Genomic DNA, 17,267 nt, shown 5'->3' with positions numbered 1-17,267 from the left:
GTGTCACGCCGGAGAATGGCTGCGATTGCGACCGATCAACTGGGTGACGATGACCGGTGAGGCCACGGCCAGCGCGATCAGATCCGCAGTCAGGCTTGGCGCGACGAAAATGACCCCGGCGATTGCCATCAAAACCCGCGATGCAATGTTCATCGGTTTCAGCCAATAGCCCACCACTGCGGCCGACAGCGCGATCACCCCTGCAATACAGCTGGTTGCGGTGTAGGTGAACTCCCAGAGGTTGAACCCGGTTGACGACACGAACAGTAGAACCGGAGCGTAGACAAAGGCCATTGGCGCGATCACCTTACCCAAGCCAAGTGTAAAGGCGGACAATCCGGTTCGGAATGGGTTCGAGTTGGCAATGGCTGCGGCCGCGTAGGCCGATGTACAGACCGGGGGCGTGATCTCGGACACCACACCATAGTAGAGGACGAACAGGTGGCTTGCGATCGGCGGAACACCCAGCTGTGCCAGCGCAGGCTGGGCGACGGAAACCAGCATGATGTACAGCGCGGTCGTCGGGATGCCCGCGCCCATCAGGATGCAGACAACAGCAATGAAGACCAGCGAGATGAACAGCTGCAGGTCTTCCATGGCAAACAGCTGGAAGCTGCCGAACGAGATCATGTTATAGAGATCCGCCGCCAGATTGCCCGCGCCTTGCGTCACCATAAAGCCGATGCGGAAGCCGATGCCGGTCGTGTTGATCACGCCTACAACGATGCCCACCGCTGCGGCCGCAGCACCCACGGCCAGCGAGTATTTCACGCCCAACTCGACCGCCTGAAGCATCTCGGGGACTTCGATCCGTTTTTGCGGGTTAAGCGTCGCGATTACGGACAGAGTACACAAGATTGCCGTCATGGTCAGATCGAACCCGCCATCTGAAAATTTCCATAGCACAAAGGCCAGGAACGCCGCCGCGTAAATCAGTGTCGGAGGCTGTTTCAGGCGCGACATGCCGGCTATCACCGCCAGCGAGATACCGCAGAAGGCCGACATGAAGGGCGTGTAACCGGTGAACAGAACCACCAACAGTCCGATCAGAGGCACAATGTTGGCCCAGCCTTCGGCCCAGACGGCCTTGAGCTGCGGCAGTTGCTCTTTCGCCAGACCTTTCAGGTTCAGCTTGCGCGCCATCAGGTGCACCACAGCGAAGACACCGACATAGTGCAGGATGGCCGGGAAGATCGCCGCGATCACGATGGTTGTGTAGGGAACCTCAAGGAACTCGGCCATGATGAAGGCGGCTGCGCCCATGATCGGCGGAGTGATCTGACCACCGGCCGAAGAAGCAGCTTCGACGCCGCCTGCAAAATGGCCGGGGTATCCAAGGCGCTTCATGTTGGGAATTGTCAGCGCGCCGGTTGATACGGTGTTGGCCACCGAAGAACCCGAGATCGTGCCGAAGAAGGCCGAGGATACCACCGACACTTTTGCCGGACCGCCGGTATAGCGGCCCGCCAAAATCGTTGCGTTGTCGATGAAAAGCTGTCCCAACCCGGTGCGCTGCGCGATCACGCCAAACAGCACGAAATGGAACACGATGGTCGAAACAACCCAAAGGGTGACGCCGTAGATGCCTTCCTGCGGGAAATACATCGACGACACGAAGGTTTTGAAATTCACGCCGGGATGCTGCAGCAGGCCGGGGAAATAGGGCCCGAGCAGGGCGTATGAGATAAAGACACAGATGATCAGCGGCAGCACCCAACCCAAAGTGCGGCGCGCGATGTCCAGCACCAGCAGGATGATGATCACGCCCAAAATCACGTCGTAAGTGTTGGGGTTACCCATGCGGAACGTCTGTTCCTCGATCCCCAGGAGCGGAATGCCGCGCCAGGCGACGCCGACATACAGCGCAGCGATGATCCCCAGGGCCATGAAGACCAGATCATACAGGGGGATGTTGCCGATGCGGAACCGGCTTACCTTGAGCGCATAGAGGCTTTTGGCGCCGATAATCGGGATTGTTGCGTAGACCAAAATGAACAGCAGGGCCAGATAGATGCCCATATGCCAGTGATCGGCGGGCAGACCAAAACCGGCCGTGAAGAATTCATAGAATGCAAAGATCAGGGCAACGACACGCAGAACCTTACCGGTTGTCGGTGTGACTTGCCGGACGGCGGCGCCTTCGTCGAATTGTTCTTCAATGGCAGCCAGTTCCTCGGCTGTCAGCTCGTGGTCATCAAGTTTCTGTGTCTCGGACATGATGGCCCCCCTGATTACGCGTATTTCGAGTACCCGGTGCCCCAGATGGGACACCGGACGTTTAGGTTTCGTAAAGCTGAATTACTGAAGAAGCCCGGCTTCTTTGTAGAACTTCTCAGCGCCCGGATGCAGCGGAACACCCAGCGCCTCGACACCGTCCAGGGCCGTATCGGCTGTGATCTGCTTGCCCTTGGCATGACCGTTATCCAGCAACTTGCGGGTGTTGTCGTTCCACAGGGCTTTGGTCAACTCATAGACCAGATCGTCCGACAGGTCCGAGGACACAACCAGCATTGCGCTGACCGCGGGGGTTTTGGTTTCGGCGTCGATCCCTTCATAGACTCCACCCGGAATGACCGAGGGGATATAGGCCGGGATGATCTCGTTGATTTTCGCCAGATCCTCGTCCGAGAAGGAATGCAGGTTCATGCCCTTGGTCGAGGACAGCTGCACCATTGCGGCAACCGGCCATCCTGCGGCATAGAAATAGGCGTCCAGCTGACCGTCGGCCAGACGCTCGGCGCTCTGGCTGTTGTTCAGTTCGGCTTCGTCCATGTTGTCACGGTTGATGCCCCAGGCATCCAGCATCTGCAAAACGGCAACCTGCGTGCCGGAACCAGCTTGCGCGATACCAACGCGCTTGCCTTCAAGATCGCTCAGATCGTTGATCGTTGCCCCGGCGGGCAGCACCAGATGTAGGTCTTCGGGGAACAGGTTGGCCACGATGCGCAGCTTGGGGTGGGGTTTGCCCTCGAACTTTCCTTCACCCAGATACATCGAGCGCGTGACGTCCGCTGCGGCCAGGCCGGCCTCCAATTCGCCGTTCTGAACGGCCGCATTGTTGAAGACCGATGCAGTCGTGGATTGCGCAATAGCGATCAGACCCGGAACACCGCACTGTCCGCCCTCTTCACACGGACGCGATCCCGGAGGGGCAGAGATACCGTTTGCGATGGTGCCGCCAATGGGGAAATAGGTTCCGCCAGCACCGCCGGTGCCGATGCGGAAAAACGTCGGGTCCTGTGCCAGCGCAGGCGCGGCCAGCGCGCCAGCCAAGGCCAATCCGGTCAAGCATTTCATAAATTTCATTCTCATCTCCCTTTTTAGATCGTCGGATTCGGTTTTCCCAAACTTCGATCCCGCAAGCGTAGAGGCAAATTTCATAAATACAAATTTGTTATATTTCACTAAACTAAAGTTTGATTTATGTATTGAGGATGAATCTCACACAACTAGCCGTCTTTCGCGAAGTGATGGAAACCGGGTCCATCTCTCAGACCGCGAAAAAACTGCACCGCACGCAACCGGCGATCAGCCTGGCGCTGAAGAACCTTGAAAAGTCCTTGGGTTTGACGTTGTTCGAACGCAAGGGCCGTCGTCTGGTTCCGGTGCCGGAAGCGCATTACCTTCTTGCGGAAACGACAGGTATCCTGGACCGCCTCTCAACGATATCCGGCACGATGGAGGGTTTGATCAAAGGTCGCTCCGGCAGTTTGAATATCGCCACTATGCCCGGTCCTTCGGCATTCCTGTTTCCCCGGTTCATCAGCCAATCCGTTGGTGAAAATCCGAATATTCGGATAACGCTGTCCACGCGCAGCTCACCCCAGATCATGGAACTTGCCGGGACACAGAATATCGATTTTGGCTTCGCTGATTTTGAACACTCGGTCGGAAGGGAGCCACAATATTCGACCGAGATCATCCGGGCCGACTGTTTTTGCGCTGTTGACCTTACGCATCCTCTGGCCGCTCGCGAGAGTATTACGATTTCAGATTTGGACGGGATTCCAATGGGGGGATTGCACGCCACTCATCCGTTCCAGCGTAAGGTTCGACAAGAGTTTCAGGAAGAGTCCGCAAACTACAACCCGACCGTGACCTGCCAGTACTTTCTGCCGCTGATACCCTTTGTAAGTTCGGGTCAGTGCTGCACGATTGTTGATCCGTTGACGGTCGCAACCGAGCGGGAACTTGACCTCTCGCAAGGAAAGGTCGTCTTCGTGCCTTTCGAAAGACCGCTCAGATACGAATATGCGATACTGCAGCCTGACCACCGACCTCCATCGCAACTGGCTCTGAAGATCAAAGCGGGTTGGAAGTCCGAAGTCTTGCAGATGCTGGAAGAAGTGAAGGCCAATCCGCACGCAGAGCAGATCGATGAGGCGGACGACAAGCAGAGTTGAAGATTTTCGTTCTGTGATCCGAACGAACGGCTGCGATGGCCCGATTGCACCTGTCTGTGAAGGCTGAAATGCGCGTCAGGTTTGTCCATTGATTTGAGTGAGGTTGCCAAGAAGAGCCTGCACCAATGCAGCCTTGCGGGAAGTCTCATGAGGGGGCGAAGTGTGTTTAGGGAGAATAGCGACAAAAGCATAAGGCAGCGGCAGGCCGGGCCAATCCGACTGCAGAAAGTGTTCCGATCCGGTCTTCGCACAGATTAGCATCTTAGGAACCAGAGCGATACCGGCACCCTGAGACGCAAGTGCAAAAGCGACAGCCGCACCGCCGACCCGCAAGCCTTTGCGAACGTCCGGTGTTCTTGCAGTTCCTGCGGCCCGAAACCATGCTGACCATGTCGGATACGAGGCATATTGCTCTCCCCAGTCGGTGTGGATCAGCAGACTATCGGGTACTCTGGTCAGATCTCCTTCGGCAAGGTTCTGTTCTCTGAACGGCTGGTTGCAGTAGGGATAGACGGTGTCGGCGAAGAGAGGCACTGATGTGTGCTGCGGATAAAGGTGGCTTTCGGAAGTCACCCTTATATCGGTCTGGGTGCGCAGAAGGTCCACCGGATCACTTTCGATACGCAATTCCAGTCCAGTCTCTGGATTTAATGAACGAAACTTCGAAACCGCTGGCGCGACCCATTTTTCTGCCAAAGACTGGATTGTGCTGATTACGATCCGGGATCGCACTTCGCTTTCAAGCAACTGGTCGGTGGCGACTGAAATGCTCATCAGGGCATCAGAAATAGTCGGGTAGTAGTACCGCCCGGCATCGGTCAGATGTAGACTGTTATTGGTGCGACGAAACAGTGTTTTTCCTAGAAATTCTTCGACCTTTTTGACCTGCATGCTGACGGCGGCGGGTGACACGCCCAGTTCGGACGCGGCTGCGGTGAAGCCGCCCATGCGAACGGTGGCTTCGAAGGCCTTTAGAGAATTCAGCGGTGGAAGTCGCATTGCAGAACATCCTATCTGCATCAGATTTTCTTAACCATGACTGACATTTTTCGATCTGGAACGCCAGCTCGCGCCCGCCAATTATGGAGAAAAGCAAAGGAAGCGTGCATGGCGAAGATTGAGATTGAATACTTGGGCCAGCCTGAAATTGATCAGGTGTCGCTTGGCAATGATGATATTCTGGATGCGATCGAGCAGGGCTTGATTGCTGCGGGCGAGGGTAAAACGGTCATCGAGCCACGTATGCACCTGACACCTGACCCGACATTCAACGGTCACTTCAATGTGCTGCGCGGGTACGTCGAGCCGTTGGGATATGCAGGTGTGAAAATCGTCGGCGACTATGTCGATAATTATAAGCGTGGCCTGCCGTCGGAACTGGCTCTGTTGAACCTGTTCTGCCCAAGAACTGGCGCCCCGCGTGCCGTGATTGATGCCGCGGGAATAACGGATATGCGGACTGGTGCACTCACTGCCCTTGGCGCCAAATGGCTGGGGCCGCGAAATCCAAGAGTTTTAGGGCATGTGGGCGCGCGCGGCACGTCCTACTGGAATGTCAGGCTGTTGGATCACCTGTTCGATTTCGACGAAATCCGGGTGCATTCACGACGCCCTGAAAGCCGGGAAGCGTTCGGTGAAAGGCTGAGCCGTGATCTTGGCAAAAAGGTGATCGTAAGCGAGGATTGGGAAAGCTGTCTGAAAGACGCGGACATCCTGGTCGAGGCGACGCGATTGAACAAGCCAACGCCGATGTTTGACCGATCTTGGGTCAAGAAAGGCGCGTTTGTTGTTCCCTATGGCACCATGAGTGCCCTACCGCTGAACTTCACCGAGGGTTTTGATAAATTCGTCATGGATGATCTGGGGCAGATGCGAGCGGGCCATCTTGGTGCCCTGCGGCCGCATATTGATGCGGGCCTAGTCAGTGAAGACACGTTTTATGCGGAAATCGGCGAAATAGCGGCAGGATCGAAACCGGGCCGCGAGGCAGATGACGAAACCATTCTGTTTTGGCATCGCGGAATGTCGACCGGAGATATCGCGTTGGGCGCGCGGATTTTAGAACGCGCCCGCGAGCTTGGTATCGTTCAAAACCTGCTGTACCGGAACGTTTGATATGGAGACGCTTGGCCTTGACGGTGAATCGCTGACAGTTGCAGCACTCAGCGGGGCCGCCAAGCTATCGCAGAAGGTTGTGCTCGATCCCACTGGGCTGGCGGCCATGGATCGATCTCATGCGCTGGTGACACGGGCAATTCAGGATCAAATTCCGGTTTATGGCGTTACTACGGGTTTGGGTGCCCGGGCGACCGAAGTGCTGTCTGCACAAGCCTTGTCTGAGTTTTCAGTTCAAACCTTGCGTGGCCGCGCGCAAGCGATCGGTTCAGAGACCGCGCCGGAGGTGGTGCGGGCAGGGCTGATCGTGCGATTGAACTCCATGCTCAAGGGGCACAGCGCCGCCCGACCCGAGGTGGCGCGGCACATAGCCTCCTGCCTGAACGCCGGCCTGACACCTGTCGTAGGTGATATCGGCTCGATCGGCGCGGCGGATCTTGTTTTGAATGCAACCGTAGGTCTGGCGTTGATCGGCGAAGGTCAGATGCGAGACGCGAGAGGAGCAATAGGCCCAAGCGACGAGGTCATGCGCGCCCACGGGATCGTACCGCTCACGCTTGCGCCGCGTGACGGGCTGGCCCTGATCAATCACGCTGGTGCGGTTAGCGGGGCAGCCGCGCTTGCAGTCACCGAGGCAGCTTGCGCATTCGAGGCGGCGCAATCTGCCGTGGCGCTGTCTATGGAAGGGTTTTGTGCGAATACCGGACCGCTGGAGCCAAGGGTGCTGCGGATCAAGCCCTATCCCGGTCAATTGAAGGCAGCCGAAGGTCTGCGCAAGCGTTTGGCCGGAGGGCTGCTGTTCGATCCGGGGCAGGCCCGTCGCCTGCAGGATCCGCTGTCGTTCCGAAACGTGGCTCAGATCCACGGCACGGCCCGTGCGGCCCTGGATCGCGCGATTGAGTGTTTGACCATCGAAATCAACAGTTCCAGCGACAATCCGATAGCTCTGGTCGAAAGTGAGGAGATGATATCGTGTGGCGCTTACTTCACGTCCGAGATTACCTGCGCCGTCGAAGCGCTCAGCCGGTCCATCGTTCCGTTGGCCATGGCACTGGTGGCGCGTATCGCCAAACTGCTGAACCCTGAATTCAGCGGGTTGCCTAGTTTTCTGGCTCAGCAGGACAGCGCCTCAAACGGGTTTGCGCCGGTGATGAAAGTGGCCGAGGCGTTGGTGTCAGAACTTGCGCACGCAGCCCAACCAGTGCCGATCTGGCCCAGCTTGAACGCCAATGGAGTCGAGGACTGCTTCACCGGATCACCAACCGCTGTCAAAGCCCTGAGCGCGGTTGTCAGGTATCTCCGGCAATTGACGGCTATTGAGCTTCTGACAGCGTGCCAAGCGGTAGAGTTGCGTGGAAGCCGTCGCTCATTGGGGCAAGTTTTGAGCAGGCTCTGCGAAGATGTTCGTGAGGTGTCTCCTGCGCTCACCAAAGACCGGCCATTGGGTGGAGACATTAAAGCGCTCGCTGCAGGCATCGCTCACAACCGATTTGTCGGGATCGCCGACTAGCAAGGGGTCGCTTCGAAGCAACTTGGTGAAGTCCGGGCAACCTTCTGTGGAGCCTCGAACCTGTCGACTTCTCAACGAAGCTTTCTCGGGACATCTTTGCTTTGAAGAATAAGCGCGCCGCGACTTGGAAGTCCTATTTGGTTGAGCCGTCCTTTTTGAGAGAACGCGCCATGTCGCTTAAAGTTCGGTACACGTTGCCCGCTTGAGGATGCCAGCGCGCAACATCGCGGCCCTGTATGGCAACGACCTCTTCGTCTCCCCGCGCCGCAGGACCTGTTAGGGCGTCCTGAGGACCCAGAGCGGTCACATTCTCGACGGTGCTTTCAAGTAGTTTTGCGTTTAGCTGTGGTATCACGTCATCTGCGACGCCCGCGTCTGCCCATGCTTCACATGCAATCGCCTGCAACACGACGGCAAAGTTGTTCGAGATCACCGCCGCCGCGTGATAAAGGCTCTTTCCTTCGGAGCGGATCGAAAAGCATTCTGCCCCCAAGTTTTCCATCAACGGTTGCAGAAACGCGAGGGCGTCGGGGTCTCCTTCAAGGCCACACAAGGCGCCCTGGAACTGGTCTTTTGCCTTTTCGGGATCAGCGAAGGACAAGACCGGGTGGACACTCGCCAAATGCCAATTCAAATTTCGCAAAGGCTCCATCTCGTTGGCAGGGAAAAACCCGCTGCAGTGAAAGGCAATTGTCGGCTGCGCTGTTGTGTCTGTCTTCGAAAGCGCATCCGCAAGATCAACTGCAACTGCTGATATCTGAGTATCCGGAACCGCGATGATCCAAAGATCAGCGGGTCTCAGATCATAAACGCTATCCACGGCCCTGCCTGCTCCGGTTCGCTGAACCGCTTTCTGCGCAGAAGTGAGGCTTGCGCTGAGAACGTCCTGTATCTGGCAATTCGGCAATTCATTTAACAGGGTCAGGAATGTTTGCCCGACTCGACCTGCTCCGATCAGGTTTATTTTGATCTGGTTCATTTTCGCGTTGCCCCAAACGTGAATGTTTGAAGGGTACTGTGCCACGCCGACCAAGCCTCTTGCAAAGGTCGTATCGCAAAACTGTTTTGAACAACCGAACGCCAGAGAACTGTTCAATGGTTCACGACTTCTGCCGGAGGCCGATAGTCATCAATCCTTTTCAGTTTCCCCGGTTTCGGGCCTCCAACCGTTCCAGATTCACAACCGTTGAAAGCATCAAGCGGTCGTGGCTCCAATCTTGAGTTTGCCGGACAGATGCTGAACCAATGGCAAGAACCGTGGCCAATGACAGTGTCAGGCCGAGAAACGCGACAGGTAAAGGTGATGTCGACGCCGGTGCCTCGGTCAACGCAATCACACGCTGACGCAACGTGTTTTTTGCTTTGGTCCCATTTACGAGGGCAACGTGAAGCACACGCGGGTTGCTGAGGGCGACAGAACGCGTGCAGTAATCCAACAGGCAGGTGGTGTATTCTTTTGCGTCGATCCCTTTGCGGGACACAACGGACTGATCACATGCCATTTCGCGGAGACGATCGAACTGATGCTTCATAGCCAGATAGGCCGGGTTCCAGAAAAGCACCGGGCGCAGAAGTTCAAAGCCCAGCTCCCATTCTACGTCCAGAGACCGAATGTGCTGGAACTCATGTGCCAGGGCAAACCGCAATTCGCGCGGCGTGTTCAGCAGGTGACTGGGCAAAACGACGTGACGGCGGCGCAAACCGCGCACTGCGAAAGGGACGGTTACACGGTCCGACAGACGAATGTCGACTTTCGATGACTGGCGCCAAAGGAAACTGGACTTCACGGCTTTTCGGATTGCCCAAGCGTCGCGTGCTACTCGGATGGCCAATATTGTCGACACAAAAGTTAGTAGAACAAAAACGCAAGTAACAAAGAAGCTGTTGCCTGACAGGATGTGATCGAGCCATCGCTCACGCGTATTCAGCAGTGACTCGAATTGTGCGGCAGGCATCGCGATTTCGCCGCGCAGGAAGGCCGCTACGGCAATGTCACCCAATGCCACTGCACGCCCCGGCCAAAGCAGACTGGCAATTGTCGATACACCCAGCGCAAGAACCGGGCTGAGCACAACACAAAGACACAGAGCCTTGAGCGAGCGGAGTTGGGCCACAAAGCCGTGTCGCATCGATGTCCGATCTAACATGGCACGGGCCGCCAGCCAGATCAGCGCTGATAATCCAAGCACGACATTGAACTCGAGAAATGCATCGAGAACCGGTTTAACCGCCGTCATTTTGCAGTCTCCTCTCTACCAGTGCCCGAATTTCCTCAAGATCGGATTCACTCAGCCCCGCATCATCGACAAGACGCGCGACCAGCGTCGCGGGGGTGTCGTCGAACAGGGTGCGAGACAGGTTCTGGAGTGACCGCGCCTGATACCTGTCCTTTTCCAGCAGTGGCTTGTAGATCAGCGTCTTGCCGTCCTTGCGACTCTCAACGAAGCCTTTTTCGTCAAGAATTCGCAGAATAGTCGCGCCTGATGTATAAGCCAGATTGCGTTCCGATGGCAGGCGATCAAGTACATCCCGCACCGACCCTTGTCCGATCGCCCAGAGCTCGTTCATGAACTCTAGTTCAACTTCGGTCATCAGATTTGTCGTTTTTTTCTTACGCATCGGGTACTGTGTCGCCATTTTTAGTATGCCCGCCAGACAAGCATTCTTTTGTGGTTTCGCAAAGCCTAAACTTTCCAGAAAACAAAAACGCCCCAGCCGATTGACAGGAACAGAGGTGTCCAGACCGGCTGGCCCACCAATCCAAGCCAGGCCAGGAAGATATAAGCCGAGCCCAACAGCGTGATGAACAAGCGGTCACCCAGAGTGGTGGTCAGGCCCAGCACGCCGCGGCGTTCAATGCCGTCGCGGAACTTGACGACTTCCAGAATGCCAATCAGGGCGATAGCCGAGAAAATTCCGATAAAAATTGCAAGTGTGGCTGGGGTCCAGGCCATCCAGAAATCTGGCCATAGCGGGTCGGTCCAGGAGAACCCCTTTTCCTCTTGCTGGCCGACATTGCCCCAACCGGCCTGCGCCTGGGCGAAGGCTGTCGAGGGCAGAAAGGGGAGGGCGAGAAGTAGTTTTCGCATATCGAACCTCACACACGACCCATCGCGAAACCGCGCGCGATGTAGTTGCGGACAAACCAGATGACGATGGCTCCGGGGATGATGGTCAGGGTGCCGGCAGCGGCCAGCAGGCCGAGCTCGTACCCTGCGCTTGAGGCGGTGCGGGTCATTACGGCAGCAATGGGTTTGGCCTCGACTGCGGTCAGGGTTTTCGCCAGCAGCATCTCGACCCATGAGAACATGAAGCAGAAGAATGCCGCAACGCCTACGCCCGCTTTGATGTTCGGCAGAAATATGGTCACGAAGAACCGCGGGAAGGAGTAGCCGTCGACATAGGCAGTTTCATCCAGTTCCTTGGGAATACCACGCATGAAGCCTTCCAAAATCCAGACCGCCAGCGGCACGTTGAAAAGCGTGTGCGCCAGCGCCACGGCCAGATAGGTGTCGAACAGGTGTATCGACGAATAGAGCTGGAAGAACGGCAGCGCGAACACCGCCGCCGGGGCCATCCGGTTGGTCAGCAACCAGAAGAACAGCTGTTTGTCCCCCAGGAACCGATAGCGCGAGAACGCATATGCCGCAGGCAGGGCAACACAGACGGACAAAACCGTGTTGATCGTGACGTAGGCGATCGAATTGATGTAGCCCCAATACCATGTCGGGTCTGTGAAGATGGTGATATAGTTTTCCAGCGTAAACGTCTGGGGAAACAGGGAAAAACCCGACAGGATCTCGTTCGTGGTCTTGAAGGACATCGCCACCAGCCAATAGATCGGCAGCATCAGGAACGCGATATAGAGGATCGGGATGAGGGACCGCTTCTTCATTGCGCGTCATCCTTTGTCATCAGAGTGTAGAAGACCCAGCTAACCAGTAGCGTGATGGCGAAGTAGATCAGGCTCATCGCCGCCGCAGGGCCGAGGTCGAACTGTCCCAGCGCGATCTTCACAAGGTCGATCGACAACAGGGTGGTTGAGTTGCCGGGGCCGCCGCCAGTCAGAACGAAAGGTTCGGTGTAAATGTTGAAACTGTCCATGAAGCGCAGCAGAACGGCGATCGTCAGAACGGTTTTCATCTTGGGCAACTGGATGTAGCGGAACACGGACCATGGGCTGGCACCGTCGATCTTCGCCGCCTGATAGTAGGCATCTGGGATCGACACGAGGCCCGCGTAGCAGAGTAGCACGACCAGCGAGGTCCAGTGCCAGACATCCATGACAATGACGGTGATCCAGGCCGAAAGCGGCTGTTGTGTCATGTCATAATTGATGCCCAATACGTCATTCAGGAAATACCCCAGCAGGCCGATCTTGGGCAGGGTGAAGATGTTCCACATCGAGCCGACCACGTTCCATGGGATAAGCATCGGCAGGGCCATCAGGACCAGACAGACAGGCACCCAGAAACCTTTGCGCGGCATTGACAGGGCCACGATGATGCCAAGTGGCACCTCAATGATCAGGATCAGGAAGGTGAACAGGAACTGGCGCCCCAGTGCGGCCTGAAACCGGTCAGAGCGCAGGATCTGTTCGAACCAACCCAGACCTTCCCAGAAGAACTGGTTGTTGCCGAAGGTTTCCTGCACCGAGTAATTGACCACCGTCATCATCGGCACAAGTGCGTTGAACGCGACCAGCGCCAACACGGGCAGTACAAAGAACCACGCCTTTTGGTTTTCTGTTCTCATTGCGCCCGCTCCTCGGTAGCGATCCAGCCGTCGCGATAGACGCGGGATTGTTCTGGTTTGAATTGCAGGAAGACCTGTGATCCGGGTTCGGGCACGCTGTGTTCGGTCACGGCTTTGAGAGCCGTGTTGCCGACCATCGCGCTGACCACAAAATGACGGCCAATGTCCGAGACCTTGGTCACATGCGCCGGGATACCGGTGTCGCCAAAGCCTACATATTCGGGGCGGATGCCCAGATCGGTGCGGCCTCCCTCACCGTGGGTCGGGCCTTCCAGCACTACCTCGTGCCCTTCGAACACGGCGCGGTCGCCTTTGGCCTCGCACGGCAGAACGTTCATGCCCGGAGAGCCGATGAAATGGCCAACAAAGGTGTGCTGAGGGCGTTCGAACAATTCGACAGGGGTGCCGATCTGCACCACTTCGCCTTCCTGCATCACTACCACCTCATCGGCGAAAGTCAGCGCCTCGGTTTGGTCGTGAGTCACATAGATCATCGTCGCTTTGACGCGCTGATGCAGCTCTTTCAGTTTGGACCGCAGCTTCCATTTCAGATGCGGGTCAATCACGGTCAGCGGTTCATCGAACATCACTGCGTTCACGTCATCACGCACAAGACCGCGACCCATCGAAATCTTTTGTTTATTGTCCGGGCTGAGGCCGCTGGCGCGGGTGTTCAGCATGTCGGTGACGTCCAGCATCTCGGCAATTTCCGAGACCCGGCGGTTTATGGTCGCGGCATCGACGCCTCGGTTCTTCAAAGGGAAAGCCAGGTTCTCACCCACGGTCATCGTGTCGTAGATCACCGGGAACTGGAACACCTGCGCGATGTTGCGCTGATCGGGGGGCAGGGCGGTGACGTCTTTGCCGTCAAACAGAATCTGCCCCTCTGACGGAGTCAGCAGGCCCGAAATGATGTTCAACAACGTGGATTTACCGCAACCCGATGGCCCCAGCAGCGCATAAGCGCCACCATCGCGCCACGTCACGTCGATTTCCTTCAGTGCATAGTCTTCCGGGCCTTTTGGCGTCGGCATGTAGCTGTGTCGCAGGTTTGAAAGCTTGATCTGTGCCATGTCAGGCCACCCTTTTGCCGTCTTGGCCGAAATACCGGCAGTGGGCCGGGTTCATGTAGAAGCTGTGATCTTCGCCAACCTGATACGGATGCACACCTGTGGCGAGCGACACCCACGCGTCATCGCCATGTTGGAAATGCGCGCTGGAATCCGAGCCGGACAGTTCGGTCACAATCACGCGGCCGGTGAGTTCCACATCATCATCGGAAGAGCGGAACGGCGTTACCCGATGGGGTCGTACGGCGACCATGTAATCTCCGTCGGCCACATCGGTGACAGCCCAGCCGCCTCCGCCAGCCAGTTGCGCCTGAGCGCCAGATACGGTGATGCGCGCTACATTGATCGGCGGGTCCGAGAAGACCCGCGCGGCAGCGATGTTTTCCGGGTTACGGTAGATGTCGGCGGTCGGCCCGAACTGTGTGACGCGACCGTCTTCCATCAAGGCGGTGTAGCCGCCCAACAGCAGGGCTTCTTCCGGTTCCGAAGTCGCGTAGACGACGACCGCTCCGCGACCTGCGAACAGGTCCGGAAGTTGCTCACGCAGTTCCTCACGCAGCTTGTAGTCCAGGTTAGCCAGCGGTTCGTCTAGAAACACCGCGCGGCTTTCCTTGGCAATCGCACGCGCCAAGGCGGTGCGTTGCTGCTGCCCGCCCGACAACTCATGCGGGCGGCGGTGTAGCATCGGGCGCAGTTGCAACAGGTCGGCGGCCTCTTCCACGCGGCCTTCGATCTCAGATTTCGCCATGCCCGCCACGCGCAGCGGCGAGGCGACGTTGTCGAACACGGTCATATGCGGGTAGTTCACAAAGAACTGGTGCACCAGGCTGATCTGCCGCTTTTGCGTGTTCAGCCGTGTGACGTCCTGCCCATCCATCACGACCTTACCGGACGCAATTGGGTCCAATCCGGCCATCATCTTGATCAGAGAGGTTTTGCCCGATCCCGTCGCCCCCAGCAACACGTTGAAATGGCCGGTCTGCAATGTCAGGTTCGTGGGCTTAATGTGGATGACGTTACCGACCCGTTTGGTCGCGTCCTGTAATTCGATCATGTCCGTGGATTCCGGTCCTTCAGTGCGCCGCACTGGTCTTGAGGTTGGGGGCGCCTGAAACGGCGTCCCCTGGTTTCATTGCCTTACTGAGACTGCCAGCGCTGAACCAGTTCGTCATAGTTGACGGTCTGGCCCTGCGGCTTTTCGTTCTCAAGCTTGGCCTTGGGCGAACCCGCTTTTTCCAGCCAGAAGGCGGGATCCTGCGGTTCGTTCAGACGGGGGCCGCAGCCACCGTAGACACCGGCGCTTTCATCCGCGGCCTGCATGCGGGCCATGGTGATATCCATCTCTTCTGCCAGACGGTCCATCGCCTCTTGCGGGGTGAAGGCGCCCGAGTTCACGTCACCGATCTGCTGCCACCAGATCTGGGCCAGCTTCGGATAATCCGGCACGTTGATGCCGGTCGGCGACCATGCCACGCGGTCAGGTGAGCGGTAGAACTCGACCAGACCACCCAGCTTGGGTGCGCGTTCTGTGAACGACTCGTGATTGACCGAACTGTCGCGGATGAAGGTCAGACCCACATGGGATTTCTTCACATCAACAGTCTTGGAGGTCACGAATTGAGCATAGAGCCAGGCCGCCTGAGCACGATCCTCGGGGGTCGATTTCAGGAAGGTCCAGGACCCCACGTCCTGATAGCCAACCTTCTGACCTTCTTCCCAATAGGGGCCATGCGGGCTGGGCGCCATGCGCCAAAGTGGCGTGCCTTCGTCGTCGACAGTGTTATTGCCTTCGGATTTCGGCTTCACCATGTCTGCGGTAAAGGCGGTGTACCAGAAGATTTGCTGGGCCACGTTGCCTTGGCTAAGTGCCGGCAGCGACTGGTAGAAGTCATATGACGCCGCACCCGGAGGCGCATAGGCCCGCAGCCATTCATCCCACTTGCGGATCGCATAGACCGCAGCCGGACCGTTGGCCGCGCCACCGCGCGAGACGGAGGCCCCGACAGGGTTACAGGTGCCCGCTTCCATGCGGATGCCCCATTCATCAACGGGTACACCATTCGGCTCACCCACGTCACCAGCACCCGCCATCGACAGCCAGGCGTCGGTCATACGCCAACCCAAGTCAGGCGCACGCTTGCCGTAATCCATGTGACCATAGATTGTCACACCATCGACTTCCTTGACGTCATTCGTAAAGAACTCGGCGATGTCTTCGTAAGCGGACCAGTTGACCGGAACACCCAGATCATAGCCGTATTTCTCTTTGAACGCCGCCTTGTTGGCTTCGTCATCGAACCAGTCCTTGCGAAACCAGTAGAGGTTGGCGAACTGCTGGTCAGGCAGCTGATACAGCTTGCCATCCGGACCAGTGGTGAACTGAATGCCCATGAAGTCATCCAGATCCAACGTCGGCGAGGTTGTCGCCGCCCAGTCGCCGCCCATCATGTCGGTCAACGGATAAGCCAGTTGCAAACGCGAGTGGGTGCCGATTAGGTCGCTGTCATTGACATAGCCGTCATACAGGTTTCGACCGGTTTGTAGCTGTGTCTGAACAGCCTGAACCACTTCCCCTTCACCAAGTATCTGGTGGTTGACCTTTATGCCGGTGATTTCCTCGAATGCTTTGGTCAGAACCTCAGATTCGTAAGAGTGGGTCGGAATACCTTCGGACAGAACATTGATTTCCATTCCCGCGTAAGGTTGCGCAGCTTCGATGAACCACTGCATCTCGGCCATCTGTTCGTCTTTCGACAGGGTCGATGGCTGGAATTCGTCGTCGATCCAACGTTGTGCTGCGGCTTCGTCGGCCCAAGCAGAGCCGTGCCCCGCAATGACGGCAGCCGCCGCCACTGCGGAAAGTAGATGTCTCCGCATCTCTTTCCTCCCAAAATTTTAGCATAACCGGGTGTAACCGGATGGCGCTCAGCATCAGCGATTTCTTGCGCACCTGTCAAACTAAATTTTTAGTAAATGGAAAAAACCGCGTAATATATTAAAAATAAGTACTTTCTTGATGTAGCGCGGGAGGCAGTTGCGCGTTGTTTGCAGATGGATTTTTGTGAAGTTGTTGTGGCGTGCTGCGTCGAATTAGACAGGATGCCACGCCGGTTTAGGTTAATTGGCGCGGCGCGCCTAGTGGCCAAACGCAACCGAAAGAGTAGCACGGCATAGGCAAATACACCTTCGGAGATCTTCGTGACCAATTACATCACGTTTTTTTAACACCTATCATTTGTACGATTTTCACTAACTGCGCCGTTAAAAATAGTAACAAGTATGAATGCACTGTTGCTGATATGCTTAGGGTCAGGATGCATTGATTTTCAAAGCGCTGCGTGATTCACGGCTCGAAAACCGGAGCGGTGATATGAGCGACCTTTTCTGGCTGACTGCTGAGCAGATGGCCAAACT

General features: G+C 56.9%; 15 protein-coding genes. 3 read left to right on the top strand and 12 right to left on the bottom strand.

Annotated elements, in window-relative coordinates:
• Positions 1–3: 3 nt before the first annotated feature.
• The gene (locus ACR0AA_RS15870) at positions 4–2,217 is read right to left on the bottom strand and encodes a TRAP transporter permease (RefSeq protein WP_480756416.1); all 2,214 of its coding nucleotides are present in this window, start codon (positions 2,215–2,217) and stop codon (positions 4–6) included.
• A gap of 81 nt (positions 2,218–2,298) precedes the next feature.
• The gene (locus ACR0AA_RS15865; protein WP_480663847.1) at positions 2,299–3,306 is read right to left on the bottom strand and encodes a TAXI family TRAP transporter solute-binding subunit; all 1,008 of its coding nucleotides are present in this window, start codon (positions 3,304–3,306) and stop codon (positions 2,299–2,301) included.
• Between the two features lie 128 nt (positions 3,307–3,434).
• Between ACR0AA_RS15865 and ACR0AA_RS15860 the strand changes: the two genes are divergently transcribed.
• Positions 3,435–4,403, top strand: a complete 969-nt coding sequence (locus ACR0AA_RS15860; protein WP_480663849.1) for a LysR family transcriptional regulator — start codon at positions 3,435–3,437, stop codon at positions 4,401–4,403.
• Positions 4,404–4,478: 75 nt separating this feature from the next.
• Here the strand turns inward: ACR0AA_RS15860 and ACR0AA_RS15855 are convergent, their stop codons facing one another.
• Positions 4,479–5,402: a LysR family transcriptional regulator gene (locus tag ACR0AA_RS15855; protein WP_480756415.1), complete on the bottom strand. Its 924-nt coding sequence runs from the start codon at positions 5,400–5,402 to the stop codon at positions 4,479–4,481.
• 108 nt (positions 5,403–5,510) lie between these two features.
• Between ACR0AA_RS15855 and ACR0AA_RS15850 the strand changes: the two genes are divergently transcribed.
• Positions 5,511–6,518, top strand: a complete 1,008-nt coding sequence (locus ACR0AA_RS15850; RefSeq protein ID WP_480663853.1) for an ornithine cyclodeaminase family protein — start codon at positions 5,511–5,513, stop codon at positions 6,516–6,518.
• Position 6,519: 1 nt separating this feature from the next.
• On the top strand, positions 6,520–8,028 hold the full coding sequence (locus tag ACR0AA_RS15845) for an aromatic amino acid lyase (RefSeq protein ID WP_480756414.1): 1,509 nt from the start codon (positions 6,520–6,522) through the stop codon (positions 8,026–8,028).
• Between the two features lie 133 nt (positions 8,029–8,161).
• Here ACR0AA_RS15845 and ACR0AA_RS15840 read toward each other — a convergent pair whose 3' ends face one another.
• From ACR0AA_RS15840 to ACR0AA_RS15800, 9 genes are all read right to left on the bottom strand, one after another.
• On the bottom strand, positions 8,162–9,007 hold the full coding sequence (locus tag ACR0AA_RS15840; protein WP_480663857.1) for a Rossmann-like and DUF2520 domain-containing protein: 846 nt from the start codon (positions 9,005–9,007) through the stop codon (positions 8,162–8,164).
• Positions 9,008–9,167: 160 nt separating this feature from the next.
• Positions 9,168–10,265 carry a M56 family metallopeptidase gene (locus ACR0AA_RS15835; RefSeq protein ID WP_480756413.1) on the bottom strand — a complete coding sequence of 366 codons (1,098 nt, stop codon included), beginning with the start codon at positions 10,263–10,265 and terminating at the stop codon, positions 9,168–9,170.
• The gene (locus ACR0AA_RS15830; protein ID WP_480663861.1) at positions 10,252–10,647 is read right to left on the bottom strand and encodes a BlaI/MecI/CopY family transcriptional regulator; all 396 of its coding nucleotides are present in this window, start codon (positions 10,645–10,647) and stop codon (positions 10,252–10,254) included. The genes ACR0AA_RS15835 and ACR0AA_RS15830 overlap by 14 nt, the downstream gene beginning before the upstream one ends.
• A gap of 65 nt (positions 10,648–10,712) precedes the next feature.
• Positions 10,713–11,117 (bottom strand): DUF2160 domain-containing protein, encoded by a 405-nt coding sequence (locus ACR0AA_RS15825; protein WP_480756412.1) that lies wholly within the window; start codon positions 11,115–11,117, stop codon positions 10,713–10,715.
• Between the two features lie 8 nt (positions 11,118–11,125).
• Complete coding sequence (locus ACR0AA_RS15820) at positions 11,126–11,923, bottom strand: carbohydrate ABC transporter permease (protein WP_480663865.1); 798 nt, start codon at positions 11,921–11,923, stop codon at positions 11,126–11,128.
• Positions 11,920–12,783, bottom strand: coding sequence for a carbohydrate ABC transporter permease (locus tag ACR0AA_RS15815; RefSeq protein WP_239343820.1), 864 nt, complete (start codon positions 12,781–12,783; stop codon positions 11,920–11,922). The genes ACR0AA_RS15820 and ACR0AA_RS15815 overlap by 4 nt, the downstream gene beginning before the upstream one ends.
• Positions 12,780–13,856: an ABC transporter ATP-binding protein gene (locus tag ACR0AA_RS15810; RefSeq protein WP_480663867.1), complete on the bottom strand. Its 1,077-nt coding sequence runs from the start codon at positions 13,854–13,856 to the stop codon at positions 12,780–12,782. Before ACR0AA_RS15810 ends, ACR0AA_RS15815 begins: the two co-directional genes overlap by 4 nt.
• Position 13,857: 1 nt before the next feature.
• Positions 13,858–14,907, bottom strand: coding sequence for an ABC transporter ATP-binding protein (locus ACR0AA_RS15805; RefSeq protein WP_480756411.1), 1,050 nt, complete (start codon positions 14,905–14,907; stop codon positions 13,858–13,860).
• A gap of 83 nt (positions 14,908–14,990) precedes the next feature.
• Positions 14,991–16,730, bottom strand: a complete 1,740-nt coding sequence (locus ACR0AA_RS15800) for an ABC transporter substrate-binding protein (RefSeq protein WP_480663870.1) — start codon at positions 16,728–16,730, stop codon at positions 14,991–14,993.
• Positions 16,731–17,267 lie beyond the last annotated feature (537 nt).

The organism is Ruegeria sp. CE8 (assembly GCF_056537465.1).
Note: the sequence above shows the minus strand (reverse complement) of the source record. Positions and strands in the feature narration are given on the sequence as shown.